The 12,826-nt window shown below is 73.0% G+C and carries 11 protein-coding genes; 1 reads left to right on the top strand and 10 read right to left on the bottom strand.

Annotated features, from left to right (window positions below; translation table 11 throughout):
* Nucleotides 1-12: 12 nt before the first annotated feature.
* Nucleotides 13-1,806, bottom strand: coding sequence for an ABC-F family ATP-binding cassette domain-containing protein (locus tag AC1DUE_RS12990; protein WP_477039845.1), 1,794 nt, complete (start codon nucleotides 1,804-1,806; stop codon nucleotides 13-15).
* A 96-nt stretch (nucleotides 1,807-1,902) separates the two neighbouring features.
* Between AC1DUE_RS12990 and AC1DUE_RS12985 the strand changes: the two genes are divergently transcribed.
* The gene (locus AC1DUE_RS12985; RefSeq protein ID WP_477039844.1) at nucleotides 1,903-3,108 is read left to right on the top strand and encodes an LCP family protein; all 1,206 of its coding nucleotides are present in this window, start codon (nucleotides 1,903-1,905) and stop codon (nucleotides 3,106-3,108) included.
* 74 nt (nucleotides 3,109-3,182) lie between these two features.
* On the opposite strand, the gene AC1DUE_RS12980 is transcribed toward AC1DUE_RS12985, so the two are convergent.
* The 9 genes from AC1DUE_RS12980 to AC1DUE_RS12940 form a co-directional block, all read right to left on the bottom strand.
* Nucleotides 3,183-3,656, bottom strand: coding sequence for an SRPBCC domain-containing protein (locus tag AC1DUE_RS12980; RefSeq protein WP_477039843.1), 474 nt, complete (start codon nucleotides 3,654-3,656; stop codon nucleotides 3,183-3,185).
* 52 nt (nucleotides 3,657-3,708) lie between these two features.
* Nucleotides 3,709-4,035 carry an ArsR/SmtB family transcription factor gene (locus AC1DUE_RS12975; RefSeq protein ID WP_477039842.1) on the bottom strand — a complete coding sequence of 109 codons (327 nt, stop codon included), beginning with the start codon at nucleotides 4,033-4,035 and terminating at the stop codon, nucleotides 3,709-3,711.
* 50 nt (nucleotides 4,036-4,085) lie between these two features.
* Nucleotides 4,086-5,024 carry a 4-(cytidine 5'-diphospho)-2-C-methyl-D-erythritol kinase gene (locus AC1DUE_RS12970; RefSeq protein ID WP_477039841.1) on the bottom strand — a complete coding sequence of 313 codons (939 nt, stop codon included), beginning with the start codon at nucleotides 5,022-5,024 and terminating at the stop codon, nucleotides 4,086-4,088.
* Complete coding sequence (gene rsmA, locus AC1DUE_RS12965) at nucleotides 5,021-5,959, bottom strand: 16S rRNA (adenine(1518)-N(6)/adenine(1519)-N(6))-dimethyltransferase RsmA (RefSeq protein WP_477039840.1); 939 nt, start codon at nucleotides 5,957-5,959, stop codon at nucleotides 5,021-5,023. The genes AC1DUE_RS12970 and rsmA overlap by 4 nt, the downstream gene beginning before the upstream one ends.
* 100 nt (nucleotides 5,960-6,059) lie before the next feature.
* A complete protein-coding gene (locus AC1DUE_RS12960; protein WP_477039839.1) occupies nucleotides 6,060-7,319 on the bottom strand; it encodes a transglycosylase family protein in 1,260 nt (419 codons plus the stop codon).
* 341 nt (nucleotides 7,320-7,660) lie between these two features.
* Nucleotides 7,661-8,860: an aggregation-promoting factor C-terminal-like domain-containing protein gene (locus AC1DUE_RS12955; protein ID WP_477039838.1), complete on the bottom strand. Its 1,200-nt coding sequence runs from the start codon at nucleotides 8,858-8,860 to the stop codon at nucleotides 7,661-7,663.
* 133 nt (nucleotides 8,861-8,993) lie between these two features.
* Nucleotides 8,994-9,914: a TatD family hydrolase gene (locus tag AC1DUE_RS12950; protein WP_477039837.1), complete on the bottom strand. Its 921-nt coding sequence runs from the start codon at nucleotides 9,912-9,914 to the stop codon at nucleotides 8,994-8,996.
* Nucleotides 9,914-11,707 (bottom strand): methionine--tRNA ligase, encoded by a 1,794-nt coding sequence (metG, locus tag AC1DUE_RS12945; RefSeq protein WP_477039836.1) that lies wholly within the window; start codon nucleotides 11,705-11,707, stop codon nucleotides 9,914-9,916. Before metG ends, AC1DUE_RS12950 begins: the two co-directional genes overlap by 1 nt.
* Nucleotides 11,708-11,733: 26 nt before the next feature.
* Nucleotides 11,734-12,804 (bottom strand): PQQ-dependent sugar dehydrogenase, encoded by a 1,071-nt coding sequence (locus tag AC1DUE_RS12940; RefSeq protein ID WP_477039835.1) that lies wholly within the window; start codon nucleotides 12,802-12,804, stop codon nucleotides 11,734-11,736.
* Nucleotides 12,805-12,826: the final 22 nt, after the last annotated feature.

The following is a 12,826-nucleotide window of genomic DNA, read 5'->3' as shown; positions in this document are numbered from 1 at the left end:
CGACCGCTGACGTCAGCCGACGATCTCGGCGGCTTCCATCCAGGCGGTCTCGAGGTCGTCCTTCTCGGCCGCGAGCGCGCGCAGCTCGGCGTCCAGCGCGAGAACGGCCTGGTGGTCGGTCGCCTGCTCGGACATCCTCTGGTGGAGCGCGGACTCCTGGTCGGCGATCCGCGACAGCCGACGCTCGATCCGCGCGATCTCCTTGCGGGCCGTGCGCAGGTCGGCCTCGGAGACCGCAGGACGGTCGACGGGGGCCGGGCCGGCATCGAGGACCGAGGTCACCGAGCCGCCCGCGGCGATCGCGGTCCGGCGCAGCGTCAGGTACTGCTCGACGCCGCCCGGCAGCTGGCGCAGCATGCCGTCGCCGAGCAGGGCCATCTGCGTGTCGCAGACGCGTTCGAGCAGGTAGCGGTCGTGCGAGACGACGATCAGCGTGCCCGGCCAGCCGTCCAGCAGGTCCTCGAGGGCCGCGAGCGTGTCGGTGTCGAGGTCGTTGGTGGGCTCGTCGAGGAGCAGGACGTTGGGCTCGCCGACGAGGAGCCGGAGCAGCTGCAGCCGTCGGCGCTCGCCCCCGGACAGGTCGCGCACCGGCGTGCTCGACCGCTCCCGGGTGAAGCCGAGCCGCTCGACCAGCTGCGCGGCCGTCAGCTCCTTTCCGCCGACGACGACCGACCGCTTCTCGCGCTCGATCACCTCGATCACGCGCAGGTCGGCGAGCTCGTCGAGGTCCTCGACGTCCTGGCGCAGCTCGGCGACCTGCACGGTCTTGCCGCGCTTGACCCGGCCGGTGGTGGGTTGGAGCCGACCGGACAGGAGCCGCAGCAGCGTCGTCTTGCCGGCACCGTTGACGCCGACCAGGCCGACGCGGTCGCCCGGGCCGAGCCGCCACGTGACGTCGTGCAGGAGGGTGCGGTCGCCGTAGACCACGGACGCGTCCTCGATGTCGAGCACGTCCTTGCCGAGCCGGGCGGTCGCCATCCTCGTGAGGGACAGCTGGTCGCGGGGCGGGGGCTCGTCGGCGATGAGCTCGGCGGCGGCGTCGAGGCGGAACTTCGGCTTGGACGTGCGCGCGGGTGCCCCGCGGCGTAGCCAGGCGAGCTCCTTGCGCAGCAGGTTCTGCCGCTTCTCCTCGGCGGTCGAGGCGTTGCGGGCCCGCTCGGCCCGCGCGAGGACGTACGCCGCGTACCCGCCCTCGTACTGGTCGACGCCGCCGTCGTGCACCTCCCACGTGCGCGTGCAGACGGCGTCGAGGAACCACCGGTCGTGGGTGACGACGACGAGCGCTCCCTGCCCGCGGCCGAACCGTTCGACCAGGTGCTCGGCCAGCCACGCGACGCCCTCGACGTCCAGGTGGTTGGTCGGCTCGTCCAGGACGAGGACCTCCTCGTCGCGCACGAGCAGGGCCGCGAGCGCGACCCGGCGGCGCTGCCCGCCGGAGAGGCTGTCGACCGGGGTGTCCAGCGCGACGTCCGCGAGCAGCCCCGCGTGCACGGAACGGATCCGGGAGTCGGCGGCCCACTCGTGCTCGTCGGCGGACCCGTGCACCACGTCCAGCACCGTACGGCCCGGAGCGAGCTGGTCGCGCTGGTCCAGGACGACGACCCGGACACCGCCGGCCCAGGTGACGCGGCCGGCGTCGGGCTCCTGCTGGCCCGACAGGACGCGCAGCAGGGTGGACTTGCCGGCGCCGTTGGGGCCGACGACGCCGATCCGGGCGCCGTCGTCCAGCCCGAGGGAGACCTCGTCCAGGAGCGTCCGGGTGCCCAGCGTGAGCGTGACGCGGTCCGCGCCGAGTAGGTGAGCCATCGGCGTGAAGGTTACCCGCACACGTGCACAGCTCCTCGACCGGATCTCCACCCAAGCCCGCACACAGCCCCTGACCTGCGGCCTAACGTCCAGAGCATGCGCACAGCCGCCGCACAGCACGGACGGCGCCGGCCCGGCCGGCGCATCGGTCGAGGGATCGCCCTCGGGGTCGTCGCGACCCTGGCCTTCGGGGCGGGCGCCGCCGCGGCCGCCTACCTGTCGCTGGACGACAACATCGACGACGCGGGCGACGTCACGGCGATGCTCGGCGACCGCCCGTCGCCGAGCGCGACCCCGTCCGCTCCCGGCGACGTGCACGTGGGCTCCGCGGTCAACGTGCTGATCCTCGGTTCCGACGACCGCAGCGGCGCGAACGCGGCGATCGGCGGCGCCAACGACGGGATGCACTCCGACACGACGATCGTCGCGCACATCTCGGCGGACCGCAGCCGCGTCGAGCTGGTCTCGATCCCCCGGGACCTCGTGATCGACCGCCCGACGTGCGTCACCCGGGACGGCACCGAGATCCCCGGGAAGTCCCAGGACATGTTCAACGACGCCTTCTCGGTCGGCTGGAACCACAGCCAGGACCTGGCCACCGCGGCCGCGTGCACGTGGCGGACGGTCGAGACGATCACCGGGCTTCGGCTCGACGGCTTCGTCCTGCTCGACTTCGTCGGGCTGACCGCCATGGTCGACGCGATCGGCGGCATCCCGATCTGCCTGCCCGAGGCGTACGACGACGCCAGCACCGGCCTGCACGTGCCGGCCGGCCCGCAGGTGTTCGACGGGACGACCGCCGTGCAGTTCGCGCGGGCCCGCGAGGACCTCGGCGACGGCTCCGACACGCAGCGGATCCTGCGCCAGCACGACCTCATGGGTGCGATGTCGGCGTCCCTGCTGAGCGCGCAGACGCTCGCCGATCCCGTGGCCCTCTTCTCGTTCGCCCGTGCCGCGACGAGCTCGCTGACCGCGAGCGAGGGGTTCTCGTCGCTGGCGGACCTGACCGGGCTCGGGCTGTCGCTGCGGCACGTGGGCGCCGACCACGTCGTGTTCCTGTCCATGCCGACCGCGGTGTCGCCCAAGGACCGCAACCGCCTGGTGTGGGCGCCCGAGGCGGACACCCTCTGGGCCCGGCTCGCGGCGGACCAGCCGGTGGGCGAGGTCGCGCCGTCGCCACTGGTCGAATCCGGTGGCCCCGCCGCGTCGCCGGCCGCTACCGTCCCACCCCTCGTCGTCCCGCCCTGGACGCCCTCGAACGGCGTGACCACGTCGGCCGACGCCGCCACGACCTGCACCTGAGACGACCGCACCTCGCGCCGGTGGACCGCAGGGGGATCCACCGCCGCGAGGTGCGGTCGTGAGGTGTCGTCGGCTCAGCGCGCCAGGTACGCCGCGAGCACGTCGAAGATGCCGCCGAAGCCGGCCTCGCGCTGCGAGCCGTCCTCCTGGCCGTCGAGGAAGACGCCGTGCTCCGTGTACGTGAGGCGTGTGCCGCCCTCGACCGCCTCGAACACCGTCGAGTTCACCGACGTCGAGAGGTGCTTGCCGTCCACCCACATGTCGTAGGTGGCCACGATCCGCTGCTTGTCGACGATGTCGGTGTAGGTGCCGACGTACCGGCTGGTCGGTCCTTCGTGCCACTGACCGTCCTGGACGGAGCCGCCGCCGACGCGGAAGTCCTCCGACTCCTCGGTGGCCGTGAAGTTGTCCTCGGCGCCGAACCACTGCGCGTGCTGCTCCGGGACGGCGAACGCGTCCCAGACGCGGTCCAGCGGCGCGTCGAACGTGCGCTCGACGACGAAGGTCGCGTGGGTGACGGTGTTCTCGGTACTGGTGTCCGTGGACATGGGGTGCTCCTTCGGGATGGCCGACGAGGCGGCCGGGTGGGTGTTCCTCGGGTCAGGCGTGCGGGTCGGCCAGGAGGGCGCCGAGGCGGTCGAGCCGCCGCTCGGCGGGCAGCCGCTGGCGGCCGATCCACTCCCCCGCGGGCGTGAGCGCGTCCGTGGCGAGCTGGACCGTGCGGACGCGACCGATCTTGTGGGAGGTCACGATCCCCGCGTCCTCGAGCACCGCGAGGTGCTGGTGGACCGCCGGGAGCGACATCGCGAACGGCTCGGCGAGCTGGCTGACCGACACCGGACCGCGGACGAGGCGCTCGACCATCGCCCTGCGGGTCCCGTCGGACAAGGCCTTGAAAACCTTGTCCAGCCCGTCATGGTTAAGCATGTGCTTAAGTATTGCCCATGCGCGACGGATGTCAAGGGGTGCGCGGGAGATCAGTCCGTCGAGCTGACGACGCGGGCGCCCGCGACGGGGCCGGCGGCGGTCAGGACGCGGTCGGCCACGCCGGAGGCGGTGAACGCGGCGGCGAGGACCAGGGCGTGCTGGCGGCTGCGGCCGAGCGCGGCGATGGTCGGTCCGGAGCCGGAGACGACGACGCCGAGCGCCCCGGCGTCCTGGGCGACCGCGAGCGGCTCGGCCAGGCCGGGGTCGAGCGACAGGGCGGCGAGCTGGAGGTCGTTGTGCAGGGCTGCGCCGAGCGCACGCGGGTCGCCCGCGCGCAGGGCCTGCATGAGCGGGACGTCGTCCTCGGCTTCGGGGTCGCGCGGTGCGTCGGCGAGCTCGTCGTACGCGGCGTACACGGCGGCGGTCGACAGGCCGCGGTCCTGCACGGCGAAGGCCCAGTGGAACTCGCCGCGGCTGAGGGCGGGCGTCAGCAGGTGCCCGCGGCCGGAGCCGACCGCGGTGTGGCCCGAGAGCGCGAACGGCACGTCGGAGCCGAGCTCGGCGGCCAGCTCGAGCAGGTCGTCGCGGCTCATGCCCGTGCGCCACAGGGCGTCGCAGGCGATCAGGGCGGCCGCGGCGTCGGCGGAGCCCCCCGCCATGCCCCCGGCGACGGGCACGCCCTTGTGCAGGTGCAGGTGGACGCCGTCGTCGATCCCCGCGCGCGCGGCGAGCAGCTGCGCGGCGCGCAGGGCGAGGTTCGTGGCGTCGGTCGGGACGAGCTCGGACTGCGGCCCGCTGACGGTCAGCGTGCGACGGTCGGCGGGGGTCGCGACGACCTCCTCGAACACCGACACCGCCTGGAACACGGTCGAGACGGGGTGGTAGCCGTCCGCCTCGAGCGGGCCGACGCGCAGCGAGAGGTTGATCTTGCCCGGCGCGCGGACCCGGACCTCGTGCTCGGGCAGCGGCGCTACGGGAGTCAGGGTCACGGCTCCACCCTGCCAGGTCCGGGAGCCCGCGCAGCCAGAGCCGCGGCGATCCGCGCGAACGCCGTGATGTCGATGACCTCGCCGCGTGCCTGCGGGTCGACGCCCGCGGCCCCGATCGCCGCGACGGCGGCGTCGGGCGACCCCGCCAGGGTCGCCAGCGCGGAGCGGAGCATCTTGCGGCGCTGCGCGAAAGCGGTGTCGACGACCTCGAACACCTCCTCGCGCGATGCGCTGGTCTCGGGCGGCTCGCGACGGTCGAACCGGACGAGCGCGGAGTCGACGTTCGGGGCGGGCCAGAAGACGGTGCGGCCGACCGTCGCGGTGCGTCGGGCCGAGGCGTACCAGGCTGCCTTCGCGGACGGCACCCCGTACGTGCGGCTGCCGGGCGGGGCCGCGAGGCGGTCGGCCACCTCGGCCTGCACCATCACGAGCACACGCTGCAAGGAGTCGAACCGCTCGAGGAACGTGAGCAGGACGGGCACGGAGACGTTGTACGGCAGGTTCGCGACGAGGGCGACGGGCGGGGGTCCGGGCAGCGCGCGCACCTCGAGGGCGTCCGACAGGACGATCGTCAGCCGGTCGCGGCCGTCCGCGTCGCGCAGCACCACGGGGTCCTCGTCGGAACCTTGCTCCACGACCGTGAGCCCGGGCAGGTGCGCGAGGACCGTGGACGGGAGCAGCCGGGCGAGCACGGGGTCGATCTCGACCGCGATCACGTCGGCCCCGGCCTCGAGCAGCCCGAGCGTCAGCGAGCCGAGCCCGGGCCCGACCTCGACGACGCGGTCGCCCGCGACGACGTCGGCCTGCCGGACGATCTTGCGCACGGTCCCGCCGTCGAGCACGAAGTTCTGCCCGAGCTGCTTGGTGGGGCGGATGCCGGCACGGGCCGCGAGCTCACGGATCTCCGTGGCGCTCAGCAGCTCGATGCTCGACATGGGCCCGAGCCTAGGCGAGACGTCTCGCTCCGACGCACACACGCCGGATGCGGGCGAGGCCCCCGTCCCACCAGGGGACGAGGGCCTCGCGGCACGTCGATCAGCTGAACAGCCGCTTCCCGCACACGGGCCAGGGGCTCGCGCCGGAGCGGTTGTAGAGCATCTTCGCGCGGGCCGTCTGCTCGTCGGACGAGGCCTGCGACGGCAGGCCGGAGCCGCCGACGCCTGCCCAGGTGCCCACGGAGAACTGGTAGAGCCCGTGGTACAGCCCGTTCTTGGAGACGACGGTGGGGTTGCCACCGGACTCGCAGGCGGCGAGCGCAGCCCAGTTCAGGGAGTCGGCGGACCCACCGGCGGTGACCGGGGTGCCGGACGCGGCGGCCGGAGCCTTCGCGACGACCGGGCGCGCCTTGCTGCCGACGCCGACGACCTCGTTGACCGGCGCCGTCGTGACGGTGTCGGAGAGGTTCACGCGCGCCGTCTCGACGCCGTCGACGGTGGTCACGTGGTCGACCACGGTGCGCACACCGGCGACGCCGGCCGTGAGCACCCGCTTCTGGCCGACGTAGCGCGTGGGCTCGTCCTGCTGGACGGAGGCGAACGGCACCTCGACCGTCGCGGTCACGTCCTGCTCGACCACGCGGTTCACGACGACCTGCAGGCGACCGGTGTCGGCGTGCTTGACCGAGACCAGGTCCAGCGGCTGCAGCGTGACGTCGAGCTCGCTGAGCACCTGCGCGACCGTGGCGTCGGCATCCGGGATGGCGAGAGTCGTGCCGTCCACCAGCACCTCGGCCGGGCCGCTGACGGTCAGGTCGAGCGGGAGCTCCGCGCGGCCGGAGGACCGGGACGCGACGAGCGCGACCTGGTCGCCGCGGGCGGAGAGGGCGTCGAGCGCGTCGTCGGCGGACAAGGCGGTCGTCCAGAGCTTCGTCACCTGGCCGTCCACGTTCACGGTGACCTGGTGCGCGTGCCGCACGACCACGTCCGCGCCCTCGGTCAGCGCGCCGCTCGCGCTCACGTCGTCGCGGGCGCCGACCGTCACGTCGTGCGTGTCGAGGAGGCCCTCGACGGATCCGGCGAACGTGGTGATCTTGGTGACCTTGCCGTCGACGTCGAGCGTGACGGTCTTCTGGGCGTGGGCGTAGGCCGCCGTGCCGCCCGCGAGGACGAGGACGAGGGCTGCCGCCGTGATGGGCAGGACGCGAGTGCGCATCGACCGATGGCCCTTCGCGGCGGTGTCGTCGGGCGTCGTGCCGGCCAGGTCGTCAGGGGTGACGTCGGAGGCGGCGGCGGCGCGCGCGAAGGGGTTCAGGGTCGAGAACTGCACGAGGCTCCAGCCGTCGAGGTGCCCGGGCACGGGGTGCAGGTCGTGCCGCGGTGCGACACCCGGCGGTGAGCCCGGAGTGCGGCTCGTGCAGACGCCTGGAGGGAGGCGTCAACCGTCGGTCCCGGATCCCCGATCCGGCCGTCACGGCGGCCCGCCTGCAGCGGGCCCCGTCGGCTCCCGGAGACTGGTCGTCTGCCCAGATGGGCCGGCGTCCAGGTTCGAGGAGCGCGTCGACCGTAACCGTTCCGTTACGCAATTGGCAAAGCCAGTGGGCCTCGCCGACCCCTCGCAAGCCCGTGATCATGCGGAACCGACACCCATCGGTGCACGTCAGGACGTTGTTGCCGCCGGTCGAGGAGATCGGGTGAAGATCAGTACCAGCCGCTCGACTCGTGGTGCGAGTAGGCGCCGCAGGGGTTCCCGTACCGGCCGCCGATGTAGTTCAGGCCCCACGTGATCTGGGTGGCCGGGTTGGTCTGCCAGTCGGCCCCGACGGATGCCATCTTGGAGCCCGGGAGCGCCTGCGGGATGCCGTAGGCGCCGGACGACTTGTTGGCCGCGTTGACGCGCCAGCCGCTCTCCTGGTTCCACAGGGACAGCAGGCAGGCGAACTGGTCGTCGCCCCATCCTCGGGCCGCGGCGAGCTCCTTGCCGATCGCCTGCGCGCTGCCCGGCTCGACCACGACGACCGCAGGGTCGGGGAGCTCCTGGGTGCCCACCTTGGTCACCTGCGTGACCGGCGGGACCGTGACCACCGACGAGACGGCCGTGCGACCGGTGACGACGCCGCCGACCATCTGCAGCTCGTACGTGGTGGTCCGGACGCCCGCCTTGCCCTTGGTCTCGATGACCTTGGTGCCCTTGACGGACTTGGGGTCCTCGACCTCCTGGGAGTCGAAGGGCACGGCCTCCTGGACGGTCTCGCCGCCGGTGCTCGCGCGGGTCACCAGGACCACGAGGCCGTCCACCGACGTCGCGTCGAGCGGGACCGAGACCTGGTCGCCCTCCCCGAGCACGAGGCCGACGTCCTTGAGCGAGTCGCGGACGGTGGCGGCGCTGCTCACGCCGTCGATCACCTGCCCGTCGACGACGAGGTGGATCGTCTTGAGCGTCGAGACCCGCAGCGTGTCGCGGCCGAGCTCGGCGGAGCGCGACGCGGACAGGCGGACCTCGTCGTCGCGCAGACCGAGCCCGTCCACGGCCTCGCCGACCGTCAGCGCGGTGGTCCAGACCTTGCGCGCCGAACCGTCGACCTCGACCTCGACGTTGCGCCCGTGCCGGACGACGATCTGCCCGTCGGACGCGATGGTCTCGCCGAGCGAGGGCGCCACGAGGTCCCCGTCGCCGACGGTGATCCCGCCGCTGGCCAGCACGTCGGAGACGGTCCGGCCGAAGGCCTCGACCTGGACGGCCTTCCCGTCGACGTCGACGGTGACCTGCTTGTGCAGGACGGCGAAAGCGCTGGTCACCCCGGCCACGACCGCCAGCACGGCGGCCTGGGCGACGAGCCGACCGAGGCGTCCACGAGGCACGAGGCGACTGGTCGTCGCGCGCTCCTCGTCGTCGCTCACGCGGTGACTCCTCGGCCTTGGGGACAGGACACCGTCCTGGACGGCGGTCCGACCGTAACCGATCCGTGATGATCCCCGAAACCCGGCGTCCGAGTTGCGGTACCTCGGCATCGCCCACGACCGGACATATCGGTCACCAGGAGCCGTAGACGGCCTCGGAGGTCGCCGCGATGTCGGCGCACACGTCGGCCAGCGACCGCCCGGTGACCTCGGCGACCGTCCGCACCGTGCCGGGTAGGAGGTAGGGCGCGTTCGGGCGGCCGCGGAAGGGGTGCACGGTCAGGTAGGGGGCGTCCGTCTCGACGAGGAGCCGGGAGGGCGGAACCTCCCGCAGCGCCTCACGCAGCGCGTCGTTCGGGCCGAACGAGACGGGTCCGGCGAACGAGAGGAACCAGCCCTGCGACACCGCCAGGCGGGCCAGCGAGGCGTCGCCCGAGAAGCAGTGGAAGACAGTGCGGTCGGGGGCACCGTCGGCCAGCAGCACCTCGACGACCTCGTCGTGCGCGTCGCGGTCGTGGATCTGCAGCGCCAGGCCGAGCTCCTTGGCCAGCGCGATGTGCGCCCGGAACGCCTCCCGCTGGACCGCCCGGCCGGCGGGACCGGCGCGGAAGTGGTCCAGGCCGGTCTCCCCGATCGCACGGACGCGGTCGTTGCCGCGCGCGACCGACGCGACGTGCGCGATCGCGTCGTCCAGGGACACCTCGTACGGGCCCTCCGGGTCGAGCCCGTCCGCCGCCACCTCCTGGATGCCGGCATGACGCACGGCCTCGTTGGGGTGGATGGCGACGGCGCCGAGCAGCTGCTCGTGGCCGCGCACCACCTCGGAGGTCCAGTCCACCGCCTGGAGGTCGCAGCCGACCTGGACCAGGCGCGTGACGCCCACGGAGGCGGCGCGGTCGAGCTGGGCGTCGAGGTCGTGGGCCGCCTCCCAGCCGTCGGCCCGCCAGCCGAGCACCGAGTCGAGGTGGGTGTGGTTGTCGACGACAGGCAGGGGCAGTGCCTCGGGCGGCTCCGGCCAGCTCCGGTCCCTCGACTGCTCGCGCGAGCGCGCCATCAGCCCTGCCGCAGCCGCTCGAGCTCCTCCTCGACGATCGAGTCGTCGAGCTTGGTGAACACGGGTGTCGGCTTGGCGACCGGCGTCCCGGGCACGACCGGCCTCGCGGCCCACGGCGCGACCGTCCGGCCGAGCTCGTAGTCGCCGGTGATGATCGGGTAGTGCCGGGAGTCGTCGTCCAGGTCCGTGACCTCGTCGATGCGCGGCAGCGGCGAGAAGACCCCGGTGCCGCCGAGGACCTCGTGCACCTGCTGCGCGGAGTGCGGCAGGAACGGCGCGAGCAGCGTGTTCGCGTCGCTGACCGCCTGCGCGGCCGTGTGCAGCACCGTGCCCAGGCGGTCGCGGTCGGTGGTGAGCTTCCACGGCTCGGTCTCGGAGATGTACCGGTTGGCCTCCTGGACCACCCGCATCGCCTCGCCGATCGCCGCCTTGTTGCGGTGGCCCTCGAGCAGCTCGCCGACCCGGCCGAAGCCCGCGGCCGTCGTCGTCAGGAGAGCCTGGTCCACGGGCTGCAACGAGCCGGCCGCCGGGATCTCGCCGAAGTTCTTGGCGATCATGCTGGCGGTGCGGTTGACCAGGTTGCCCCAGCCGGCGACGAGCTCGGTGTTGGTGCGCGTCTTGAAGTCCGCCCACGTGAAGTCCGAGTCCTGGTTCTCGGGTCCGTTGACCGACAGGAAGTAGCGCAGCGCGTCCGGCTGGTAGCGGGACAGCACGTCGCGCACGTAGATGACCACGCCGCGCGACGAGGAGAACTGCTTGCCCTCCATCGTCAGGAACTCCGACGAGACCACCTCGGTGGGCAGGTTCAGCTTCCCGTAAGGCCCGGGCGCGCCACCGCGGGTGCCGCCGCCGTCGTAGCCGAGCAGCTCCGCCGGCCAGATCTGCGAGTGGAAGGTGATGTTGTCCTTGCCCATGAAGTAGTAGCTCAGGGCGCTGGGGTCGTTCCAGAACGGGCGCCAGGCGTCCGGGTCGCCCGAGCGGCGCGCCCACTCGATCGACGCGGACAGGTAGCCGATGACCGCGTCGAACCACACGTACAGGCGCTTGTTCGGGTTCTCCTCCCAGCCCGGCAGCGGCACCGGGATGCCCCAGTCGATGTCCCGCGTCATGGCGCGCGGGCGCAGGTCGTCGATGAGGTTCAGCGAGAAGTTCAGGACGTTGGGGCGCCAGTCGGTCCGCGTGCGCAGCCACGCCTCGAGCGCGCTCGCGAACGCGGGCAGGTCGAGGAAGAAGTGGTTGGACTCGACGAACTTCGGCGTCTCGCCGTTGATCCGGCTGTGCGGGTTGATCAGGTCGATGGCGTCGAGCTGGTTGCCGCAGTTGTCGCACTGGTCGCCGCGCGCGCCGTCGTAGCCGCAGATGGGGCAGGTGCCCTCGACGTACCGGTCGGGCAGCGTGCGCCCGGTGCTCGGCGAGATGGCGCCCATGGTCGACTGCTCGATCATGTAGCCGTTCTTGTGCACCGTGCGGAACATCTCCTGCACGACGGCGTAGTGGTTGCGCGTCGTGGTGCGCGTGAACAGGTCGTAGGACAGGCCCAGGTTGGTCAGGTCCTCGACGATCACGCGGTTGTACCGGTCCGCCAGCTCCTGCGGGCCGACGCCCTCCTGCTCGGCGAGCACGAGGATCGGCGTCCCGTGCTCGTCGGTGCCGGAGACCATCAGCACCTCGTTGCCCGCCATCCGCATGTAGCGGCTGAAGATGTCCGAGGGGACACCGAAGCCTGCGACGTGACCGATGTGGCGGGGGCCGTTCGCGTAGGGCCAGGCGACGGCAGACAGGATGCGAGACATGGGCCCGATCCTAGGTGAGCGGCGGTTCAGGGCACGGCCACGCGCAGGATGCGGTCGTCGCCCGGGCGGGGGTCGCCGCGACCGTCGGTGTTGTTGGTCAGCACCCACAACGACCCGTCAGGCGACTCCGCGACGGCGCGTAGCCGACCGTACGTCCCGACGAGCAGCGCCTCGGGCGTGCCGACGCCGTCCGCGGTGAGCGGGACGCGCCACAGCCGTTCGCCGCGCAGCGCCGCCAGGTAGACGGCGTCGTCGGTGACCGCGAGGCCGCTGGGCGAGGCCTGGTCGGTGGACCAGGTGGCCACCGGGTCGACGAAGCCGTCGTTCCCGCCGACGCCCTCCACCTCGGGCCAGCCGTAGTTGCCGCCCGGCTCGATGACGTTGAGCTCGTCCCAGGTGTCCTGGCCGAACTCGGAGGCGAACATCCGTCCGTCGTCGGCCCAGCCGAGGCCCTGGACGTTGCGGTGCCCGAGGCTCCACACGCGGCTGCCTCCGGGGTTGCCGGGCGCCGGTTCGCCGTCGAACGTGACCCGCAGGATCTTGCCGTTGAGGCTGTCCGGATCCTGCGCGTCCGGCCGCTCCCCTGCGTCGCCCGTGGTCACGTACAGATAGCCGTCCGGGCCCACGGCCAGCCGGCCGCCGTCGTGGTTGCCCGCCTTGTGGATCCCCGTGACGATCGGCGTCAGCGCGCCGAGGCGACCGTCCTGCAGGGTGCCGCGCAGCACGCGGTTGTCGTCGGCCGTCGTGGCGTAGAGGGCGAGATCCACGCCGTCGGACGAGGAGTCGAGCACCGCGACGCCGAGCAGCCCGCCCTCCCCCTGCGGCTCGACGACGTCGACCAGCTGGTCCGCGCCCGGGCCCGTCACGGAGGTGACCTCGCCGTCGGCGTCCACCAGCACCAGCCGAGCGGCATCGCGCAGCGTGACCGCGGCCCGCCCGTCCGGCAGGAACGCCAGCCCCCACGGCACCTCGAGGTCGGTGACGACGTCGGTGACCGCGCCCGTGGTGCCGGTGGGCCCCGGCGCGTCGTCGTCCGCGGCCGTGCAGCCCGCGAGCAGGCCGACCAGGAGCGCGAGGACGACGGGTGCACGAGCCATCCCTCAGCCCAGCACGCGCCGC

It is taken from the genome of Cellulomonas sp. P4_A2 (assembly GCF_056402515.1).
The sequence above is the reverse complement of the archived record's forward strand: the minus strand, read 5'-3'. Positions and strand labels throughout refer to the sequence as shown.